The sequence below is a fragment of the Luminiphilus sp. nBUS_07 genome, assembly GCF_051201685.1.
Classification (GTDB): Bacteria; Pseudomonadota; Gammaproteobacteria; order Pseudomonadales; family Halieaceae; genus Luminiphilus.
Genome location: NZ_CP179213.1, coordinates 342,736 through 364,500, shown reverse-complemented (window position 1 = coordinate 364,500; position 21,765 = coordinate 342,736). Strand labels below are relative to the sequence as shown.

The 21,765-nt window shown below is 51.7% G+C and carries 13 protein-coding genes; 7 read left to right on the top strand and 6 right to left on the bottom strand.

The window, feature by feature from the left end; translation table 11 throughout:
- Positions 1-23: 23 nt before the first annotated feature.
- Positions 24-2,363: an arylsulfatase gene (locus tag ACMAZB_RS01615; RefSeq protein WP_435219015.1), complete on the top strand. Its 2,340-nt coding sequence runs from the start codon at positions 24-26 to the stop codon at positions 2,361-2,363.
- 271 nt (positions 2,364-2,634) lie between these two features.
- On the opposite strand, the gene ACMAZB_RS01610 is transcribed toward ACMAZB_RS01615, so the two are convergent.
- Together ACMAZB_RS01610 and ACMAZB_RS01605 are read right to left on the bottom strand one after the other, a co-directional pair.
- Complete coding sequence (locus ACMAZB_RS01610; protein WP_435219013.1) at positions 2,635-3,264, bottom strand: LysE/ArgO family amino acid transporter; 630 nt, start codon at positions 3,262-3,264, stop codon at positions 2,635-2,637.
- Between the two features lie 156 nt (positions 3,265-3,420).
- Positions 3,421-4,200, bottom strand: coding sequence for an SDR family NAD(P)-dependent oxidoreductase (locus tag ACMAZB_RS01605; RefSeq protein WP_435219012.1), 780 nt, complete (start codon positions 4,198-4,200; stop codon positions 3,421-3,423).
- 380 nt (positions 4,201-4,580) lie between these two features.
- Between ACMAZB_RS01605 and ACMAZB_RS01600 the strand changes: the two genes are divergently transcribed.
- Positions 4,581-6,899, top strand: a complete 2,319-nt coding sequence (locus ACMAZB_RS01600; protein ID WP_435219010.1) for a LemA family protein — start codon at positions 4,581-4,583, stop codon at positions 6,897-6,899.
- Between the two features lie 194 nt (positions 6,900-7,093).
- On the opposite strand, the gene ACMAZB_RS01595 is transcribed toward ACMAZB_RS01600, so the two are convergent.
- Both ACMAZB_RS01595 and ACMAZB_RS01590 read right to left on the bottom strand, forming a co-directional pair.
- On the bottom strand, positions 7,094-7,684 hold the full coding sequence (locus ACMAZB_RS01595) for a hypothetical protein (RefSeq protein ID WP_435219009.1): 591 nt from the start codon (positions 7,682-7,684) through the stop codon (positions 7,094-7,096).
- A gap of 232 nt (positions 7,685-7,916) precedes the next feature.
- Positions 7,917-8,939 carry an LLM class flavin-dependent oxidoreductase gene (locus ACMAZB_RS01590; protein ID WP_435219007.1) on the bottom strand — a complete coding sequence of 341 codons (1,023 nt, stop codon included), beginning with the start codon at positions 8,937-8,939 and terminating at the stop codon, positions 7,917-7,919.
- 292 nt (positions 8,940-9,231) lie between these two features.
- On the opposite strand from ACMAZB_RS01590, the gene ACMAZB_RS01585 reads away from it, so the two are divergent.
- The 3 genes from ACMAZB_RS01585 (at position 9,232) to ACMAZB_RS01575 (ending at position 13,655) form a co-directional block, all read left to right on the top strand.
- A complete protein-coding gene (locus ACMAZB_RS01585) occupies positions 9,232-10,500 on the top strand; it encodes a serine hydrolase domain-containing protein (protein WP_435219005.1) in 1,269 nt (422 codons plus the stop codon).
- Positions 10,501-10,731: 231 nt separating this feature from the next.
- A complete protein-coding gene (locus ACMAZB_RS01580; RefSeq protein ID WP_435219004.1) occupies positions 10,732-11,592 on the top strand; it encodes a DMT family transporter in 861 nt (286 codons plus the stop codon).
- Between the two features lie 203 nt (positions 11,593-11,795).
- Positions 11,796-13,655, top strand: coding sequence for an exo-beta-1,3-glucanase (locus ACMAZB_RS01575; RefSeq protein ID WP_435219002.1), 1,860 nt, complete (start codon positions 11,796-11,798; stop codon positions 13,653-13,655).
- Between the two features lie 119 nt (positions 13,656-13,774).
- On the opposite strand, the gene nei is transcribed toward ACMAZB_RS01575, so the two are convergent.
- The gene (gene nei / locus ACMAZB_RS01570; RefSeq protein ID WP_435219000.1) at positions 13,775-14,596 is read right to left on the bottom strand and encodes an endonuclease VIII; all 822 of its coding nucleotides are present in this window, start codon (positions 14,594-14,596) and stop codon (positions 13,775-13,777) included.
- Between the two features lie 539 nt (positions 14,597-15,135).
- On the opposite strand from nei, the gene ACMAZB_RS01565 reads away from it, so the two are divergent.
- A complete protein-coding gene (locus tag ACMAZB_RS01565; RefSeq protein ID WP_435218998.1) occupies positions 15,136-16,983 on the top strand; it encodes an NAD(P)-binding protein in 1,848 nt (615 codons plus the stop codon).
- A gap of 301 nt (positions 16,984-17,284) precedes the next feature.
- Entirely contained in the window at positions 17,285-19,966 is a 2,682-nt protein-coding gene (locus ACMAZB_RS01560) for a TonB-dependent receptor plug domain-containing protein (protein WP_435218996.1), read from the top strand.
- A gap of 423 nt (positions 19,967-20,389) precedes the next feature.
- Here the strand turns inward: ACMAZB_RS01560 and ACMAZB_RS01555 are convergent, their stop codons facing one another.
- Positions 20,390-21,571: a YheC/YheD family protein gene (locus ACMAZB_RS01555; RefSeq protein WP_435218994.1), complete on the bottom strand. Its 1,182-nt coding sequence runs from the start codon at positions 21,569-21,571 to the stop codon at positions 20,390-20,392.
- Positions 21,572-21,765: the final 194 nt, after the last annotated feature.

Here is a 21,765-nt window from a genome sequence, read left to right as displayed (position 1 = left end):
GGAAAAGGATGGGGAGTAAAGACATGAAGACTGCCAAAAGGTTATTGCTGAGCATTTCGTTTTTAACTGTGGGGGTCGGCGTGCAAGCCTTCGAGGTGGATCGTACGCATCTCCCCATTGCGGAACCTGATCCGCCCAAGTTCAAGGATTTGGATGTTCGCAATGTCGAGGCACCGCCATTGTTTAGCGTCGAAGCGCCCGAGGGTGCACCGAACGTTATTATTGTGTTGATTGATGACGTGGGCTTTGGTGCGACCACCCCATTTGGTGGACCCATTAATACGCCGACGATGGATCGATTGGCCGCTGGCGGCTTGCGCTATAATAACTTTCACACGACGGCGCTTTGCTCACCCACGCGCAACGCTCTAAAGACTGGTCGCAACCACCACCAGACCAATACCGGCTCCATTATGGAGAGCGCCACAGGGTTTCCAGGGAACACCGGGAAAATTCCTAACCGAGTTGCGCCGGTCGCCGAAATGATGCGGCTCAATGGTTACAGCACGGGAGCCTTTGGTAAATGGCATGAGACTGCCGCCTGGGAAACCAGTGTCTCCGGTCCGTTTGACCGTTGGCCTACGCATTCAGGCTTCGATAAGTTCTATGGCTTCATTGGCGGTGAAACCGATCAATGGTACCCACTGGTTTACGATGGGGTGACCCGCGTGAACCCGCCTCACGTTCCGGGTTATCACTTTACCGACGACATGACCGATCAGGCGATTGGCTGGATGAAGGCGCAGCAGTCTATGACGCCCGACAAGCCCTTTTATATGTACTTTGCGACGGGCGCAGTACACGCGCCGCACCATGTGCCCAAAGAGTGGGCCGACAAGTACAAAGGTAAGTTTGATAAGGGCTGGGATCAGGTCCGCACCGAGACCGTCGCCAAGCAAAAAGAGATGGGCATCATTCCTGAAACGACTCAGTTGGCCGGTCGCCCAGAGGATTTGAGTGCTTGGGAAGATCTACCTGAAGATCATCGTAAGCTCTTTGCGCGCCAGGCCGAAGTCTTTGCCGGATTTATGGAGCACACAGACGTAAATATCGGCCGGCTGGTTGATGCAGTGGAAGATATTGGCGAGCTAGACAACACCATCATCATTTACATTGCGGGTGACAACGGCACTAGCGCTGAAGGTGGTTTTATCGGCATGTACAACGAGATGACCTACTTCAATCAGGTGACCGAAAAGGTTGAAGATCTATTACCCCGTCTTGACGAGTGGGGCGGTGAATATACCTTTCCACACATGTCAGCAGGCTGGGCGGTGGCCTTTGATGCACCGTTTAAGTGGACCAAGCAGGTTGCTTCCGACTTTGGCGGCACCCGTAACGGCATGATCGTTCACTGGCCTGACGGTATCGACAGTCAGGGCGAAATTCGCAGCCAGTTTTCGCATGTAATCGATATCGCGCCGACCATTCTTGAGGCTGCCAGCCTGCCCGAGCCCACTAGCGTCAATGGAACGGTTCAGGAACCCATGGCCGGTACTAGCCTTATGTTCAGTTTGAACGACGCTGATGCCCCTGAGCAGCACACGCTTCAGTACTTTGAGATGTTTGGTAACCGAGCGTTGTATCAAGATGGCTGGTTTGCCCGCGTGTTGCACCGAGCACCGTGGCAGACGGGTAAACAGAAGCCCCTCGAAGATGACGTATGGGAACTTTACAACGCCAAAGATGACTTCAGCCTAGTGAATAACGTTGCTGACGAATACCCCGAGCGTGTCGCGGCCATGGAAGCGACCTTTATGGAGGAAGCTGAAAAGTACAATGTGCTGCCGATCGACGATCGTACCGTAGAACGCATGAATCCCGCGATCGCAGGACGCCCGGATTTATTGGGCGACCGTAAGTCACTCACACTTTACGATGGTATGAACGGCATGTTGGAGAATGTTTTCATGAACTCCAAGAACAGGTCGAAGAGCATTACCGCAGAAGTAGAAGTCGACAAAGGCACGACCGGCGTGATCCTGACTCAGGGTGGCCGCTTTGGTGGCTGGTCGCTTTACATGAAAGACGGTCGACCGATTTACACCTATAACTTTCTTGGTCTTGAGCGATTTACCGTTGCAGCGAAGAAGCCGATTCCACCCGGTCCGGCAACCATTGTCATGAACTTTGACTACGACGGTGGCGGCTTGGGCAAAGGCGGCGACGCAACCATTTCTGTGAACGGTAAAGAGGTCGCGTCCGGCAGAATTGGCAGGACCCAGCCGCTGATATTCTCTGCCGACGAAACGGCTGACGTGGGTCTTGATAACCAAACACCGGTAGCAGAAGACATCGGTGTGGGACCAGAAGCAACCCGCTTCACCGGCACCATTAACAAGGTGGTTATTGCCGTTGACTGAATAAGCCAATGGCTACGTTGTGCTTTCCACGCTAGGGCACTGCAAACTTGACAGTGTGTTTCGTAAAAAAGGGCCATTTCTCGGAATGGCCCTTTTTTTTACCCTGACGGTTGCGTGTTATTGGATCGCGTTATTTGCGCTTGGGTGCTCCCGGCGCCCTATTTGCCTCAGCGAAGAAGCTAAAACGTAACCTGCTCATATGTGGTCACGGTTTTGGAAAAATCATCCAACGCCATACAGATATGACAGAAGCCGTAAACGTAGCAACCACTTAACCGCCAAACCAGCCGCCAGCCTTAGCCATTCCGAGCGCCAGCACAAACATCACTAGCGCAATCAATGTGTCCAGAATACGCCAAGCATTTGGCCGCTGCATTGTTGGGGCTAGCAAACTCGCTCCGTAACCCAGCATGAAAAAGAAGACAAAGCTTGCCGTGATCGCACCAGCGCCGTAGGCCAGTTTTGACGTGCCGTGAAACTGCAGTGACACCGCGCCAATCAGCACAACGGTATCAAGGTAAACATGCGGATTGCCAAAGGTCAGTATGACCGCTGTCGTTAGGACCGCCGTGACAGTAGTGGCCGTCGCGGCGTCCGTGCTGATTGCATCACCAGCGCGAATAGCACTGCCTAGCCGCATCACCCCGTACCCTGCAAGCCACAGAGCCGCAAGTCCAAAGAGTACCGAGGCGTGATGACCGACTACCTCCGCAATCAGCGCCGAGAGTCCCGCGACACCGGCCAAGATTAGGAGCGTGTCGGCACTGGCGCAGAACAACACCACAAGCAGCACATGCTGGCGCAGCAGGCCCTGCCTCAACACAAAGGCATTCTGAGCACCAATGGCCAAAATCAATGAAAAACCCAGGGCAAACCCGGTCGCATAGGCGGGTAGCAGCATAGTTACTCTCTACTCTTTGACAGCTCTAAGGGCTTATCACCCGCCTACAGTAATGACGATTTAGCACACGCAGGTAATAGAGGGGTACCTGAAGTTACCCACAGGTCTCCAAGAGCACTTCCAGACACCCCGCAGACACCCCGGCCATATCCCCAATCACTTGGGCGGCATGCGAATACCACCATCGAGTCGAATGACTTCGGCATTCATGTAGGGGTTTGTGATGCAATCGACGACAGCAAACGCAAGCTCTTCAGCGCTACCCAACCGCTTTGGAAACAGTACCGACTGTCCAAGGTGGGCTTTAAAAGCTTCGGATTCTGGCCCCTCACCGTAAATGGGCGTATCGATGAGACCGGGTGCAACGGTGTTGACGCGAACACCCACGGCGGCGAGGTCACGGGCAATGGGAAGCGCCATGCCGACCACCCCTGCTTTAGACGCCGAGTAAGCACACTGACCAATTTGTCCGTCGAAGGCTGCCGCAGACGCAAGATTCACAACAGCACCGCGACCGCCATCATCATCAAGTGGCTCGTTCTTTGCCATTTGAGCAGCAGCGCGACTCAGCATGTTAAATGTTCCAATCAGGTTTACTTTGATCACGAAGGTGAACTTGTCTAGTGGGAAGGGGTCGCCGTCTCGGCTGACAGTACGACCTGCGGCGCCCAGACCTGCAGAGTTCACGCAAGCCCTGAGTGGACCTAGGGCCGCAGCGGCAGCGACGGCTGCATCTGCGTCTTCAATACTTGAGACGTCACACTTAACAAATTGCCCCCCAATTTCCTCGGCTACTTGCTTGCCGCGCTCCTCGTTAAGGTCAGCAACGACTACTTTTGAGCCTAATTCGGCCAGCTGACGCGCACAGGCTTCACCTATCCCTGACGCGCCTCCTGTAACAATCGAAGAGCTACCCTGTAAATTTACTCGCGGCATACTGCGTATCCTTTTTTCACATAGTTAAAATTATTCCGCAACAAGCGTGTTCTAAGCCGTCTGCAATTGCAATCATTAGCCACCGTTGGGATCGCTAGTTTACCGCTAAAAGGCAGTAGTGGTCTCCAGCCCAGCGCTACCCACAAGTAGATTGAGTCAAAGCGGGCCAGCCACTGAAAATTTGTGGCTCGGCTCTCTGCGTTCTAAAATTTATCGGTGAGCGGATATACATTGTCAAAGCGACCTAGGGACATAATTTCAAGACAAGTGGCCGAAGTTTCGCGAAGCCCTCTATTTCAGTTAAAAAATCAAGACAGTCGCTGAAGAATTTTCTTGAGTTGCTATTATTGAGCAACAGTAAAATAACATCGGAAGCCAATATGCAATGGTACGATCGGAGGGTGGGTGCACTGGCGGTTGTGGCGCTGTGTTACTTCGCATTAGTGCTCAGTAATGAGGGCTTCCAGAGCGTTCTGGATTTTCGAATTTTAGAACGAACTCCTCTGACCACAATCCACGGAGCTGCGGGTGGTGAGAGCCAGTTACAGGGCAGAGTTGAGCCGAGTGATGAGGTGCTTACATCACCGCGCACCAACACCAAAAGTGTCTTCTACCGCCACCTCGTCCAAAAGGAGCATCGCAACTCTGAGGGTGGGACAAGCTGGAGAACCCTCAAGGACGAGACCCGCGCCGTAGATTTTCACCTGATAGATGCCAGTGGCAACGCCAATATCCGTGCAAAGCACCAGCGCAATCTTATCAATTGGTCCGTGCATCAAAGTTATCAGCAACAATCTGGCAGAATAAGGCATACCGAGTGGCGCATTGAGCCCGGCCAACAGATCACGGTATTTGGTTGGCTGCATGTAGACCCCGAACTGCCGACCGTGACCTTCGATGAAATTGGCGACTACCTGTCGATCATCTCCAGTTTCACGGGTGCATCCGAGCGAAGTGAGCTCAGTGCCAATGCCATATTTCTTCTGTGGGGTGGCGTGTCTTTCTTGGTTCTGATGTGCTGTGCATTGGCCTTCACACTAGGCCTACACCGTGTGCTGGCGTTTCTGGGATTGATCACAGTTGCCAGCAGCACCTTGCTTATAAGCTATGGCTTCAAGAGTCTGGAATCTGATGTTCAAGCCGGCTATGACCGTGTTGATAGCCAGCTAAAACGCACAGAAGATCAGATCACATCCGTGTTGGAAAAACACAAAATTATATTTCCGGGTTGGCAGCTGCCCTTTAATCTCAGCAATCCAGAATATGCCGCGCTGACAGACCTAGAAAAAGAGAAAATCAATAACTGGCGTAACACTGCGTACTTAGTGCGCTCTCGTTATATGCGACAGATCAACCGCTTTCCAGAAAAACCTTACGCAATAATGCGCGGTAAGGCCAAACCGCCGGTTATTGCCCTACCAGTCGATCAGCAGCGCATAGCTGATCACGCGGTGCAGGCCTATCAGCCTACCCGTGTAAGCCAGCAGCTGATTCTGACCTTCGTTGCGCTGGTGTTAATTGCAATACTGGCCTGGCTCGCGTTTCGATTAATTAAAGTCAAACGCATGCAGGAAAATCTACCAACCAGTAAAACCATGGGCGTTGTATTTGGCCTGACAGAACTGAAAGGAAAGCTCGTTGCGGAGGATGAGGGCGCTTGCCTAATTGGTCCAGTCAGCGGCTTTGCCTGCACTTGGTACCACTATGAGATACAGGAGGAGCGTGGCTCGGGTAAGCGGTCTTCTTGGCACACAATTCACGAAGAAACCCAGAAACAGCCCTTTTACTGTGAGGATGACGAAGGGCAATTACGGGTATTCCCCAGCAAAGCCGAGATCATTACCAAGCACAAATCCACAAATCACTTTGCGAAGAAGCGATACATTGAACGGCGTCTACAGCCGGGTGATGATCTCTATTTGCTGGGTAAGGCAAAGGCCGATAAGACCACGGGAAATTCACTGGTGCTGAGTCACGATAAGGAAGCGCCTTACATAATTTCGAATCGCTCCGAAGCAGAAGTGATGTTTATCAAGGCCTCAAAAGCCATGTTGCTGTTAAGTCTAGGAATCAGCCTGCTTTTTGGTGTTGGCCTTTGGATTGGCGGAAGTAATGGCAACTTCTCGTCGGCGGATTTTGTCACGGCATCCCTGATTGCACCTTTCTTCCTCACGATATTCTTGGTCGTTTTAATGTACAACGACCTCATATTTCTGCGTCAACGTTGCGCTCGTAACTGGGCTAATATCGATGTCTCTCTGAAAAAGCGCGCTACTCTTATCCCTAACCTCGAGCGCGTCGTTAAACGCTACTTAGAACATGAAAACAGATTACAGCAGGCGTTGGCCGAGCTCAGAACGGAGCGGGCACAGGTAGAAAACGTAAAGGCTGCAGATGCGTATATGGCTCACGAGTCGAGAGTGATAGATGAGCTATCGCTGTGTTTAGAAAAGTATCCGGATCTGGAGGGTCATCAAGTGGTCACCGATTTCAACAGGCGCTTGATTAAACTCGAGAATGAAATTGCCCTGATCCGTGCCGGTTTCAATGATTCCGTCATGAATTTCAATACAAGGTTGCAGAGCTTTCCAGATAATCTATTGGCAATCGCGTTTAGGTTCGAACGCCTAACCGCCCTGCAGTTTGATAAGAAGGCACACCAACTACCGGCGGTTGATCTGCAGCAGAAAAATTCTTGATAAGGTGTGGGAAGCTGTTCAGATGACCCGGCAAGGCCCAAGACTTAAAGCGACACAAACTGGGATTCATAGCCTCTAGGCAGCCTAACAACAAGCGCGACGGATAACGCCTCGCTGAGAGGTCAATGAGAGTTGGTTGAAAGAAGCGCGGCACGAATAACAACCCATTGTTATTTTTCTTTTTGAGTAGCTTCTTATATTTTTTTACACCTATTATTCAAAACCCAGTGTGTTGCAGTTTCGATAGGGTACTCACTTGTTTCATATATCTCTTTTTCACTTAAACCCTCCTTCTCAATTAGATAAGTTGCGGCAATAAAGTAATCTCGATAATTCAGTCGAATCACACTTTCGTTTTCTATGGGCTGACACAAATCCGCTGTTGGTTTACCTCGAGCATATTCGGCCACCCCCTCTAACTTCCATGTTTCAACCCCAAAGTGATTGAATCCCAGCTCCCAAAACTGCTGGATGTGCTTGGCTTCGTGTGCGCTAACCTCTTCTATGGTCACTCCTGCAGCATCAATCGCACTTTTACTGACATAAGCCACTCCTAAAAAGGGAGGAGTAAAACCTAACTGAGTCGTTGCGATGGGATATAGGATTCTGAATTGCCAACCATGCTCAATTACAAAAACACGATCCATATAACTCTCAGAAAAAGCCTGAGCATAGGCAGCAAAACCAAGGTGGATACCTAATACTCCAATCACTATACGATCAAAAATACGCAAGATTTTTTTTGTAAGCGTGAGTTGTTCCCAATTCTTAATAATGAACTTCAATGTAATTCCTTGGTGTTTTCAAGTGATGGCTGTAAGCGAAATAAGATGCATAACAGGGTGCTCAAAACCAGCCACTTAAGGTAAATACGGCGGCTATGGATAAAGATGTCGCTGGAGAAAGTGCAGCATAGCACTTCGAATGCTTCACCCAGATTTTGGGGCTCAGTATGTGGCTTTGTGAGCGTTAAGCTTCAGCGGAAGATAATTCATAGACACGAACGCTGGAAGTTAATCAGCAAACAGCCCGACGTGGTGCGTTGGCCTCAGCGAGATTCTGCATCGCAATTGACCCAAGCTCGTAGCTCTTTAAACGCTGCTCCGGATCAAAAATTGAAGATACCAGCATCAGCTCATCTGCCCCCGTCTGAGCGAGGAAATCGCCGATTTGCGCTTGAACGGTTTCTAAACTGCCAACCGCTGAGCATTGGCCAATCACCTCAACCATCTGTCGCTCCGCGGGGGAGAGGCTGGCTTCAAACCCTTCGATGGGCTCTGGTAAAGGACCCGGCACTCCTCGCCTTAAATTGACAAAGGACTGCAGCGACGACGAACGTAAAAAATGGGCGTGAGCGTCGCTCTCTGCGGCACACAGGTTAAAGCCCAGCATGATATAAGGCTCTTTTAAGGTTTCGGAGGGCTTAAATTGCTCGCGATAGGTGTCGATCGCTGCGCTCAGGTAGGTGGGCGCAAAGTGTGAGGCAAAAGCAAAAGGCATCCCCAAGGTGGCCGCAAGCTGCGCGCCAAACAAACTCGAACCCAAAATCCAGATCGGGACCTCAGTGCCAGCCCCCGGCGTTGCGCTAACGCGTTGTCCGGCTTGGGTGGGCTTTAGGTATTGCTGAAGTTCCACCACGTCTCTTGGAAAATCTTCGACACTTGCGGCAAGATTACGTCGCAGAGCCTGCATCGTAAGACCATCGGTGCCCGGTGCACGGCCTATGCCTAAATCAATTCGGTTGGGGTAAAGGGTGGCCAGCGTTCCAAACTGTTCCGCCACCATCAGTGGCGCATGGTTGGGCAGCATGATCCCCCCTGAGCCCACTCGAATGTTCTGAGTTGCCGAGGCAAGATGACCGATCACTACCGCTGTTGCCGAGCTGGCAATGCCCGGCATATTGTGATGCTCGGCGACCCAATACCGCTTATACGCCCACTCCTCTGCCTTTATAGCTAGCTGTTTGCTGCGCTCGAGGGCGCACCCTGCGTCGCTGCCAAGGGTAATGGGGACTAAATCGAGAACACTGTGGTGCGCCATAAAAAGAAGCTTTCAGTCGTTTTTTTATAGTATGCCAGACATTCGTTGACGTTAGCCGTAAAGATAGCCCTTGAGGTAGCCCTATAGAATGAAAGGGACACTTCGGTCAGGCAGGTTACGACCGCCCCTGTGTCGTCAAGCTCTAGCAAGTATCCGGCTTGCACGTTCCAACGGGGTAAACATGCGAGCCGCTCGCCTGAGACTGCGCTTCAGGCTATGGTGCCACTCTGGTAACAGCTGCTGCAATTTGCAGTCACAACAATATCTTGAATTGACAGGGGTTTTCAGACACGTGATCAATGGCACTACGGCAGCGGGCTTCGAGCCTGTGCAGCAACTTTTCGAGAAGCAGATGCACTCCCTCGCGGAAGAAAATGCGCAACTTTGTATCTATCACTGCGGTCAAAAGGTTGTGGACCTGTGGTACTCAAAGGCCGACGGCTCCATTTTTAAACCCGACTCACTGGTCAATGTTTTTAGCAGCGGCAAAAGTCTCGAGGCCATCGCCATTGCATCACTGGTTGGCAAGGGCCTGCTCAGCTATGAAACACGAGTAGAAGACGTGTGGCCGGAATACCGCGGGGGTGGCAAAGAGAACACTCGCGTTGCTGATGTAATGCGCCACGAAGCCGGACTTGCCAACTTTGACACGGCCATTGACGTCGACGACTTACTGCCGGAAAACATCAAGGCGAACCGGCTTGGCATTGTTATCGAAAAGCAGAAGCAGCACTTTCGCTCGCCCGAAATAGGCCGGCGTGAATATCACGCCATGACCCGAGGCTGGATCGTTAACGAAGTGTTTCGTAGAGTAGATCCTGCAGGGCGCACGATCGGTGAGTACCTCGCTGAGGAGATTAGTGGCCCTCTCAATGCTGACGTTATGGTGGGCCTGAATGCAGAGCAACTTCAGCGCGTCAGTAAAATAACGCCTCTTAGTATCGGACGTCACATTCTGGCTAGCCTCCGACCGAAAGTCCTTGGGCGTAGGGTGTTGCATAGTTTCCTGCAATTGATGGTGCGGCTGCTGAAAATTCTGCTTGCTGTGCGCAAAGGTTCCTCTAAGAGAACGCCTCCGGTCCGGGAAATGCGCGGTATCAGTTTCTTCAATGACAACCGCATGCGTCGCGGGGAAACCCCTTCGGCCAACACCCATGCCTCCGCCCGGGGGCTGGCACGCATAGCCGCAATGATGGCCGCCGGCGGCCATCTCGACTCAGTCAACTGCCTGAGCACACCTGCTTGGCAGGAGCTGCACAAAGACCCAATGCCCGCGACTATGGGAGGGCTGCTGCCAACGCGCTTTACTCAGGGCGGTGTGGACCAATTCCTGCCATGTACCGACGCCAGTTCGCAGTTCACCAAAGCCCTGAACGAAGGGCGTGAGGGCTTTTACGGTTGGATGGGGCTGGGCGGTTCCATTTTTCAATGGCATCCCGACGCTGAATTAGGTTTTGCCTTCGTACCCACATCACTTCATTTACTAGATTTTTTTAATGAGCGAGGGAAGCTCTTTCAGGAAATCGCGCTGGAGTGCGCCAAAAGGCAGGGCACACGGTAGCGATCAAGACGTTTCAGGCGATCACTGCCCAAGGCCTCACTAACAGCTTAACTTGGGCTCAAGCTCCCTTGCGCCCACCACTTCCCCAAATCCCCAGTACTTAAGGCGTATTGAGTACCCCTGAACCTCAACAGAAAGTCTTAAATGGGGGTTGGTAGAAGAGATCATATCTGCTCAAATCCACGCTATTGCGCAGTGCGCCAGCACACCAACATTGGAGAAGGCTTCAGCATGAAGCAAAGCACACATTTTCCGGTTTTTCTGGCTGCGCTTGGCGTGCTGCTGTTTTCACTGCTGGATGCTGTTATGAAAGCGCAGGCATTAGCTATGGGAACCTACAGCGCTATGTTTTGGCGGATGGCCTTCGGCGTTCTGTTTGCGCTACTGCTTTATTCCCCCAGCCGAGTTCGGCCGATCTCCGGCCAGGTCCTGCGAATGCATGTCCTGCGGGCAGTGATCACAACCCTCATGACCTACCTATTCTTTTTCAGCCTCACCCGTATCCCTTTGGCTCAAGCGATTGGCCTCTCTTTCATCGCGCCCATCATCACCCTTTTTCTTGCAGCGCCCCTGCTGGGTGAGCGAATCCATAGCAACGCCAAAATAGCAGCAGGGCTTGGCTTTATGGGAGTCGCTGTGGTCGTTGGGGGCGAGTTACTCAGCCTCGATGCCAACAGTGACCTACTGGGCTTGTCGGCAGTTCTTCTATTTGCCTTGCTCTACGCCCTGTATCTCATTGTACAAAGAAAGCATTCGCTGATAGCTAGCCCGATGGAGATCGTCTTCTACCAAAATATTATGGTATTCGCGCTACTGCTCGTGGGGGCGCCTTTCTTTGTCACTCTACCCGCCAATGCAATGCAATGGGGCGGTGCAGCCTTTGCGGCGGTTTTTGCCATGGGGTCACTGGCACTGATGTCGATGGCGTATCGGCGCGCTGAAGCACAGAAACTCATATCCATTGAGTACACCGCATTTATATGGGCAGCACTATTAGGCTGGTGGTTTTTTGCGGAAGGGCTGACGTTACAAACGCTACTGGGTACAGGATTAATCGTTATGGGCTGCCTGGCAAACCTGCGCAGGAGCTAACCCTACCGAAGATTCTTCATAAAGCCTTACCCCTCACGGCACTCAAGTAGTATTTGGCCTGCTCTGAGTACTTTTAAACCAACAACATTGGGATCAACAGGTTCAGCGGTGCGACCAAGCGAATCATCGAGTGTTTCTAGAAGACTGCGTATCTTTGATAATCGCTAAACTACTGTTCAATAGGATTCCAAAACGTGCGAAGAATGATGAAGTGGTTAAGTCTTGCTCTGATTATCCAAGTGCTGGTGGGTTGCGATTTGCCACAAAGCGCTGACCAAATGCGCAGCAGCCCGTCGCCAGCAGCTATTTTTGGTGACCCTAAGTATCGCGCCATCTCCTACGGTGGTTACCGCGGACTGACTCGCGACGAGGCCCCTACCCTCGAGCAGGTCATTGAAGACATGGAAATTCTGGCGGCCATGGGAATCAAACTCTTAAGGACATACAACACGTCCCAGTACCCCTTAGCAGAGCTAACGTTAGACGCCATTTCTGCCCTTAAAGAACAAGACCCTGACTTTGAAATGTATGTGATGCTGGGTGTCTGGATTGAGGCCCGTAATGCGTGGGCTGAGGGAGTCTGGGATGCCGAAAACAATCGCTGGGTGGGCGACACTGCACCCGACCACACCTTAGGCAATGTAGAGAACAACACCCGAGAAATAGAAACGGCCATAAGATTAGCCAATTCCCACCCTGACATTGTTAAGGCGATCGCCGTCGGGAACGAGGCAATGGTCCAGTGGGCTGTTCAGTATTTTGTTTACCCGCCGGTCATCTCGAAGTGGGTCAATTATTTACAGAACTTAAAAGCTACCGGCAAACTTTCGCCAGAGGTATGGATCACAAGCTCCGACAACTATGAGTCTTGGGGAGGTGGAAATACGGTCTACCAAACTCAGGAGCTGGTAGATTTAATGCACGCCGTTGATTTTATTTCCGTGCATACCTATCCCTTTCACGATTCCTTTTACAACTCAGAGTTTTGGGGTGTGCTCCCCGACGAGGAGGCATTGGACCCGCAGTTGATGGCCGCCGCCGTCATACATCGCGCGGTGGACTATGCCAAGTCGCAATACAACGCCGTGGTTGAATACGCGTCCTCACTGGGCATTGAAAAGCCGATACACATCGGTGAAACCGGCTGGGCAACAACCGACGCAACAGCCTATGGGATAAACGGGTCAAAAGCTGCCGACGAGTATAAGCAGAAATTCTTTCATGAGTACTTGCGCGAGTGGACCGACAGTGCCGGCATTTCATTATTTTACTTCGAGGCCTTTGATGAGCGATGGAAACAAGCGGCAGACCCTCAAGGCTCCGAAAATCACTTTGGACTTATAGGCCTCGACAACACGCTCAAATTCACCCTGTGGAATGCTGCTGACGCGGGGGTGTTTGATGGCCTAACCCGTGACGGTAAGCCGCTGGTCAAGAGCTTCTCGGGTGACGTTAATGCTCTCATGGCATCAGCGTTACTGCCGCCGTTCAAGAATCAGATGGCCGTGCGGCGTATAACCACTCGCAACAAAATGCGTGAGCCCGGCGAAACCGTCACTGAACAACTGTATGTCGTAACCCATCAGACTTTGTCGGCCCTCGAAGATGGCCAAGCGAGCTACCCCAGCGCCCCACTGAAATTAATTCCCTGGGAGGGCACAGCAAACATCGAGCTGCTCGCTGATGGTACCGTCATGGTGCAGCCTCGAGGCGGCGATTGGTGGGGAGCAAGTTTAGAGCTGGATGCAGATCTAGGTGAGGACCTCTCTCAATTTGCAGGGGGCACATTACGCTTTGAAATTAAAGGCAGCGCGTCTGCGGTATTTAGTGTTGGATTCCAGACAGGCTCTTACTTACGCGGAGATCAGGTTAATAACTTCGGAACATTTGGTCCCGGCACTGCCTATGAATTTAGTGACACCTGGACATCAGTGGCGCTTTCCATAGAGGACATAAACGGCGGCACTGATCTCACAGACGTGACGAATATCATCGCCTTTTTGAGCCAAAATAAAGGCGGTGAACAAAAAATACTAGTGCGTAATATTGTATTCAGCCAGTAGCTCTTCACGCGTTCAACGCCCTTGATGCAGGTTCACTCGCTACTCGAGCAACCCTGTTGCGCATTAGCACCGAATTTGAATTTGTGGCCGGCAACTTAGCCACATGTAACGCAAAACAGTTAATTCGGCTGACAGGTTGCGCAAGTATAAATTCTGCGAGAGTTGGCGGTAGTCCTTTGAATCTTGGTTTGACACAGGCGGCAGGGCTGGCTGGCACGTCCAAAAACAAAAAAGCGGGCCTTGCCATAGGTGAATCCTCGCTTTTTCAACGCTTTGTATTGGCGTTCAGGAAGCGTGACCCCCGCTAGCGCATAGCTACGCTTGGATATCTCCAATGTGGTTCGCGCAAGCTTACCTACTTGGCCTTTGCTGAGATCACGCGCTTTTTGCGAAGGATGAACCCCCGCAAGAAAAAGAATCTCGCTGCGCAAGTAATTGCCCAAACCAGCCAGAAACGCCTGATCAAGATACACAGAATTGAGCGCCCTCCCCGAAAAAGCTTTGCTTTGCAGCCGCTCTGCTACTTCCTGCCAAGTGAGCTCAGGGCTAAGAATGTCGGGACCAATACGCTGTAAAAAAGGGTGTTCCTCGATGTGCTCCGTATTCCAAACGCTGATATCAGAAGCGCTGTAAAGTAGCGCGCTATGCTGGTCCGTGTGGATGGCTAGCCTGAGCTGACGATTAGTCTTGGGCAGTTTGTCGCGTTTAACCACTCGCCACACACCGTAGAGTTGATTGTGGGAATAAACAGTAAAGCCCGAACTAAAATGCGTCAGCAGCGCCTTGCCGCGAGTCTCTAGGGTTAATACGTTGCTGCCCTCGAGCCGCTTGCCGAATTTTTTGAGTAGCTGCAAACCAAATTCAACTCTTTCGGCAGTTTTGTCTTTTAGGACCGCTTCAATCTTATCAGCGGCGCGACGTATTTCCGGACCTTCTGGCATATCACTGAACCTTCCAATTTTCCTTTTACGGGTAGCACCATCCGGCAGCGAGACACCGCCAACATACGCACTCGCACTATTACAGTCGTCGTTATTGACGCTGCAAAAAGCAGTGCCTCTCATCGGCGCTAATCGCCTCAATACCTACAGGATAGTCAATAAAGACACCACCGGAACTTCGAATCACAATTCACTCTGGGCAAAGGTTAAGAAAAGCACCGATATCGAATGTTGGGCCGTCAATAGTAGGGCTGTTAATAAATGGGATGTTGGGTGTTGGGTGTTGGGTGTTGGGTGTTGGGTGTTGGGTGTTGGGTGTTGGGTGTTGGGTGTTGGGTGTTGGGTGTTGGGTGTTGGGTGTTGGGTTACGAAGACAATGCAGTCACGACAGCGCCCTTGGGCGCAAGCCTTGCCCCAGAGGGCTCGCTTAAAACGACCCTTTTATTTAGTCTGTAGCACAGCACTTCACGTGACAGCTGGGCTGCGCCGTTGTTTGCTGGGGCAACTCTATTTTCGAGCGGTAGCAGGAATATTCGAACATGAAAAAGATTACACGACGCGACTTCATTAACGGATCAGCCGTTGCTCTGGGCGCAACCACCCTACCCTCGCCTCTAGCATGGGCATTGGCCGCAGAAGGCGAGGCATACCCCCCGGCACTAACAGGTCTGCGCGGCAACCACCCCGGATCTAATACAATGGCTCATGCCCGCGCATGGAACGCCGACTTCGACCTCGACCAAATTGTTGATACGCAAGAATCTTATGATCTTGTGGTGGTAGGCGCGGGTCTCAGCGGCCTTGCGGCGGCTTTTTTCTACCGACAAAAGTTCGGTCCCGACAAAAAAATCCTCATTCTTGATAATCACGATGACTTTGGGGGCCACGCCAAACGTAACGAGCACACCATCGATGGTCGTCAATTGATCACCTATGGCGGGTCACAGACTCTCGTTGAACCTCGAGAAGCCCCAGAGGCAGTAAAAGCCCTGTTCGAGGGCGTCGGTATAGACCTAACTCGCTTTGATACCGCCTTTAATCAAGGCTTTTACAGCGATCATGGGTTAGGGGCCACGACCTATTTCAATGCAAAGCAGTTTGGGCGCGATACGGTAGTCAGACATCCCTTTGGTAATTACTATAACTACATTGAAGGTTTGCCCGGAGCCGCTATTTCTGACGAGGAGGCGGTAGCACAAACCCCGCTGTCCAAGCGCGGCCAACGTCAGTTGTTGCATGTATTAAAAAGTGGACTTCACTCCCTCGACGTCTCCGAGGACGACTTGCCCGAATACATCAAAACCCACAATTACTTTGACTATTTGACTCAGACACTGGGCGTCGATGATCCGCAGGTTCTGTACATGGCGAGGCATTCAGCGATCGACTGGTCAGACGCCAGTGCTGAGTTGCTCACGATAAAAAAAGCGAAAGAGGCCGGCGCATTGGGCTTTGCGCCCGTGAAGGTCTACGACGCAGACCACCCCTACATTCATCATTTCCCCGATGGTAATGCGGGTGTTGCCCGGGCAATCGTCAATCACCTAATACCGTCGATCGCTGAAGGGACCACGGCAGAATCTTTGGTTGGCGCAAAATTTGACTACGGCCAACTCGATCGCCCAAACCACCCATCGCGGATCAGGTTAAACAGCACTGTAGTAGACGTCCACCACTCTCCTGATAAGACGGAAAAAGAACGCGTGTCCGTTCACTACATGCGAGGCGATAAAGCTCACAAAATCTCAGCGAGTCATGTGGTGATGGCCTGCCATAACGCGATGGTTCCGCATATCGTGAGCGATCTACCCGGCGAGCAAGCAAACGCATTAAGCGAACAACTAAAAAGCCCACTGGTTTATACCTCGGTAGGCTTACGCAACTGGCGCGCATTTAAAGAACAGGGCATCGGGCTGGCTATGTCCCCCGGCAATATGCACCAAACACTCTTTATAGATTTCCCTGTGAGCTTGGGAGGGTATCGGCATACAGAGGGGCCCGATGCGCCCTGCGTCATTCAAATGATTAGCTGCCCCTACAGTGAACAGGCAAACATACCCGCTAAAGAACAGTATCGAGAGGCTCGTTACCGCATGCTCGGAACGCCTTTCTCGGTGTACGAAGCAGAGGTTAGAGAACACCTTAGCGGTATGCTGTCCTCAGAATCCTTTAACTTCGACCGAGATGTTGCCAGCCTCACCGTAAACCGTTGGGCCCATGGCTATACGGTGGCAGACCGCGAAGATCCAGCGGCAGGCCCCGGGGGCTCGGTTACCGTTGGCAGGCAGCCCCATGGACAGATTACGATCGCTAATTCTGATTCAGCGCCAGAGGCCGATGCGATTGCAGCCATGGAAATGGGGTATCGCGCAGTCACCGAGCTTTAGGTTCTAGCCCTTGTTCTCAACAAGTAAAGAGATTTAACGGCGGCGCTGGTCAATCTGAGGGCGGGAAACCCGCGCAGATACTGCTACAGCACTTAATCAACCTCAGTTAAATGATGGGTCGAGCCTTCAATTCCTCATGTTAAAACTGGCGATTGGTACTTTTAACGTAGCGAAGTAAGCCATTTGGAGTAATGATCTGGGAAAGGGTTACTTTCGTATCTCTGAATGGAAAGTTGCGCAAATTCACATTTCAGCGACATTCTTAAAACAAAACACTCATTTCCCGATGTAGGAGCTACACATGAGATCAATGAATAAACGCCCTTTATGGCGCGTTTCAGGGGTTGCCTTGGCGGTAACTTTGGCACAGACCGCCATCGCACAAGATGCCGGGCTGGAAGAAGTTATTATCACAGGCACTCGGCTTTCTGATCGTTCTGCCCAAGATTCTCCGGTACCCGTCGATGTTATTAGCGGCTCTGAGATGCGCACCAACGGCTCTACCGATTTGCAGGACATGTTGCGTACGCAAGTTCCTTCATTTGATATCAACGCGCAGCCCATTAGTGATGCAGCGACGATCACGCGACCACCCAACCTGCGAGGCTTGTCACCCGACAACGTTTTGGTGCTGGTTAACGGTAAGCGTCGTCACCGCGGCTCCATCATCTCCTTTTTGGGCGGCGGTATTTCTGATGGCGCGCAGGGTGTAGACATCGCGTCAATTCCCTCATTGGCACTGAAGCAGGTCGAAGTTCTTCGAGACGGCGCCTCGTCACAATATGGTTCAGACGCCATTGCCGGTGTTTTGAACTTCATCCTCAGAGATGATGCAGAAGGCTTTGAAGTTGTTGCTCGTTATGGCTCTACCTTTGAGGGCGATGGCGATAACTATATGGTCGCTGCTAATTTGGGTCTTCCTCTGGGTGACCGAGGCTTTGTCAACATCACCGGCGAAATGCGGGATGTCGAGGGCACCGTCCGATCGGTAGTCAGAAATGACGTGGCTTTTGCTGAAGCTAATGGATATTCAGCAGTGTCTGATTATCAGGCGATCAACACCTACACAGGCGAAGCGCCTCAGTATTGGGGTCAGCCCGATGTTGACGACGATGCCAAGCTGTTTTTAAACGCGGCCTTTGAGATTAATGACAACCTAGAGGTTTACGCCTTCGGCAACTACGCCGAGCGAGCAGTCACCGGCGGCTTCTTTTACCGAAACGTCGTAGGCGGCCCCAGTGGTCAGCGTGGTGGTGTCTATAAGGGGCCAACGGTCGATCCAACTACTGGATTAGCCAGCGATTCAGGCGTACCGTCTGTTCTGGTCGGTGATTTAGACGGTGGCAGCAGTTGTATTGATGGTATTCCACTGGGTGGATCCGGCGGCGTCATTCCTGATCCGGGTTTGTTAGCTTCAGTGACAGCCGATGACAATTGCTTCTCCTTCATTGAAACCATTCCTGCGGGCTTTGTGCCCCGATTCGGTGGTACCAACGAAGACACTGCATTTGCGATTGGTGCTCGAGGTTCGTTTGATGTGGGCACAGGCCTCAACTATGACCTGAGCGCACAACGCGGCTCGAACAAGACCGAGTTCTACATTCGTAACACCATCAATGGCTCGCTGGGTCCAAATACCCCAAGAGACTTTGTGCCCGGTGGACAAGAGCAAACAGAAACGGTTTACAACCTCGATTTGTCTTACGGCTTTGAAGTTGGTTTAGCATCTGAGCTCAACATCGCTGTCGGTGCGGAATATCGCGAGGAAGAATTTGACTTGTTTGCCGGTGATCCAGCGTCTTACGCACTTGGCCCACTAGCCTCACAGGGCTTCTCTTCAAGCTCGAACGGATTTGGCGGCTTCCCCAACGATACCTCAGCAGAGCAGGATAACACCGCGTTCTATGTGGACGTTGAAACGGACATCACCGACAGGCTGACTGTTCAGGCTGCCGTGCGATACGAGGAATTCAGTAACTTCGACAACACGACCAACTACAAGCTTGCAGGTCTGTTTCATGTTACCGACTCCCTCCGTCTGCGTGCTGCTTTCTCCACAGGCTTCCACGCACCGACCGCAGGTCAGGCTAACATCACTAACGTGACAACCCAGAACGTTAACGGCACCTTGGTAGATCAGGGAACACTTCCCTTGTTTTCTGCCGCCGGTCAGCTGGGTGCTGATTACATCGCAGCAACAAACGGCGGCGCAGGTCGGCCAGAGTTAGGGCCAGAAGAAGCTGAGAACTTCTCCTTTGGTGTTGGCTTTGATATCGGCGCGTCTACTTGGACAATCGATTACTACGACATTGATGTTGAAGATCGCATTGCGTTGGGTGCCAACGTCGACTTCCTGGCTGCCTTGAACTACACAGGCGGCGGTACCAGCTACGGTACTGTGGGAGAGGCTTTGACAGGTCTGGACGCCGCTGGTGTCATCAACCGACAGGACTTTATTGGCCTCGACGATTTGGCTGAGTTCCGGTTCTTCTCAAACAGCTTCGACACCCGCACCAAAGGTGTTGACCTCGTGGGTAACATGAACTTCGACCTAATGAGTGGCTTCTCAACCATTACGGTTGCGTTTAACTACAACGACACTGAAGTCACAGATCGGGGTAGCATTAACCCAATCAGTGAAGGTCGTGTAGAAGCCTTGGAAGAGTTACTGCCCAATGTGAAGGGCAACGTGGCTTGGTCACACACTCAAGGTAAGTGGCGCACGCTTCTGCGAGCTAACTATTACGGTGGTTGGAAATCGACCAGTAATGGCTACAACGTCGATGCAGCAACCTTGGTGGATGCACAGGTGTCTTATCAGCTCACCGACAGCCTTGAGTTAACGGCTGGTGTAGATAACTTGTTCGACGAATACCCAGACAAGACACCTAACCCAGGTGGTTTGGGCCAGCTCTACCCCGAAGACAGCCCTTTTGGCTTCAACGGTGGCACTTGGTACTTACAGGGCCGGTACGCTTTCTAAACGAAAGTCTGCTCTGTAGAGCTTCATGGAATCCCGGCTGTCCCAGTCGGGGTTTTGAAGAAACCTAAAAAACCCGAGTCGGAATAACAGCCGGCTCGGGTTTTTTGGTTTTTGTCCTCAAAGAGGCGAGCAATCAGGGCATTCGATGAGAGCAACTCTAGTCATCAGCTGAAATTTAGTCAGAACGCGTTATGCTTTTTTTGGCAAACCCAGCACCCATTCACGCTCATACAAGAACACATGCCATCTTTGGCTTCGGTAAGCATTAAATGCTTGCAAGTAATGTCACTTGGGTACTGCTAAATACGTGGATACGTCAAACCGCGCCGAGAATGCGCGTCCATCGTTTTCCTGTCATGCCTCCGGGCACCAAAGAGCCTAACGTGGGCAGTAAGATGCGCGGGCCCGCTTTGTGGGCATCTTTTAGACGCCGCCAGAGTCCAGCGCCTTAGCTGCCAAAAACTCCGCATACTGGAGAATAGCCTTATTGCGATTAACATCCATAGCCTTTGCGCGCTCGTTAAACTCTGGATTCATAAAACCACCGGGATTTTGTGTTCCGGCGTATTGCGGGTCCCAGTAAATCAAGTTGCCCTGCTTGTTGTTCGCTTCAAGAATGTGAGGGTTGCCATTGTTGTCGAGAAGAATGTCCATCCCCAGCTCACCGATTTTTTGTCCTATCGCGTCCTCAAGTACCTGATGCGTTGCCAGCGCAATACGGGCACACGCATATTCAATATCCTTGGCGGATTTATCGCAGTTCTCAGCAATCTTCGCGTATAAAATCTGAGGGTCGTCATGTCTGCCACCGTATTCTGAGCAGTGTAGATAATTGAAAACAATACCCACAACGCCCAGACGGCCTTCCCCAGCACGCTGAACACTGGCTCTGAGCCATGTCCATCGACCATCCCAAGGGAAATAATCAACCGAGGGTTGAAGAAAGTACTCTGACTGACTCCAGCCCTCGTCCGATCGAATATCTTCGATAGCCGCAAAAACGTTTTCGGGCTTATACCAACGCTGCCTGCGCTCTATTTCGGTATCGCAACTCGCCACAATGATGTACATCAGCTCGATACCCAATTCCGAGCGTGTGGTTGTGATAATCCCAAAGCCCTGATTTCCGCTTACCGGTTTTACAAACACCGATTCGTGCTCCGAAAGCAGTTTTTCAAAAGATCCTTTGCTATAGGGGTAGCAGCTGGGAGAACTTATCCCATTTCTAGACATAAGTTCACCAAAGGCAACCTTGTCATTAACGAGCCCTAGGCTGTTGTAGGGGTTAATAAAGTGACTGCCCGCTGCGTTGAGTGCCTTGGCTATTTCCCTGAAGTGCTTTCTACGCTTTTGCCCTTTGCCCTTACTAAATTGCATGTCGTACACGACATGGGGGAATGGCACAGACGGCAAAGGGACCGTATTGCCCCCTTGAACGGCGACAACATTCTTGATGGTCTTGGTTTGAGGATCTATTTCAGAGTCTGGCGTGATCGCTATCGCAAAAACGCCCAGAGAATCCGCCAGCTCTAGCAAGGCTTTTCTGGGAATCAACCTGCCTTGGAGAATGCCTAAAAGCGGCTTGTCGTGCGGCTTATGCGTCATTTTAAACGGTACAACATAAATTTAACTTGTCTTTAAATGGTATCCGAGGAGAGAAAGATGCAAAAGGAGTTTTTGCTACTCAGACTTTTTCGAGGGTTCGAGGGTTCGAGGGTTCGAGGGTTCGAGGGTTCGAGGGTTCGAGGGTTCGAGGGTTCGAGGGTTCGAGGGTTCGAGGGTAATGTACTGAAACCTGC

Bases quoted from the DNA above. Each gene is read 5' to 3' on its own strand.
- ACMAZB_RS01600 (WP_435219010.1), top strand. From the start codon at position 4,581: ATGCAATGGTACGATCGGAGGGTGGGTGCACTGGCGGTTGTGGCGCTG.
- ACMAZB_RS01605 (WP_435219012.1), bottom strand. From the start codon at position 4,200: ATGCCGCGAGTAAATTTACAGGGTAGCTCTTCGATTGTTACAGGAGGC.
- ACMAZB_RS01590 (WP_435219007.1), bottom strand. From the start codon at position 8,939: ATGGCGCACCACAGTGTTCTCGATTTAGTCCCCATTACCCTTGGCAGC.
- ACMAZB_RS01610 (WP_435219013.1), bottom strand. From the start codon at position 3,264: ATGCTGCTACCCGCCTATGCGACCGGGTTTGCCCTGGGTTTTTCATTG.
- ACMAZB_RS01565 (WP_435218998.1), top strand. From the start codon at position 15,136: ATGAAAAAGATTACACGACGCGACTTCATTAACGGATCAGCCGTTGCT.
- ACMAZB_RS01580 (WP_435219004.1), top strand. From the start codon at position 10,732: ATGAAGCAAAGCACACATTTTCCGGTTTTTCTGGCTGCGCTTGGCGTG.
- ACMAZB_RS01555 (WP_435218994.1), bottom strand. From the start codon at position 21,571: ATGACGCATAAGCCGCACGACAAGCCGCTTTTAGGCATTCTCCAAGGC.
- nei (WP_435219000.1), bottom strand. From the start codon at position 14,596: ATGCCAGAAGGTCCGGAAATACGTCGCGCCGCTGATAAGATTGAAGCG.
- ACMAZB_RS01615 (WP_435219015.1), top strand. From the start codon at position 24: ATGAAGACTGCCAAAAGGTTATTGCTGAGCATTTCGTTTTTAACTGTG.
- ACMAZB_RS01575 (WP_435219002.1), top strand. From the start codon at position 11,796: ATGATGAAGTGGTTAAGTCTTGCTCTGATTATCCAAGTGCTGGTGGGT.
- ACMAZB_RS01560 (WP_435218996.1), top strand. From the start codon at position 17,285: ATGAGATCAATGAATAAACGCCCTTTATGGCGCGTTTCAGGGGTTGCC.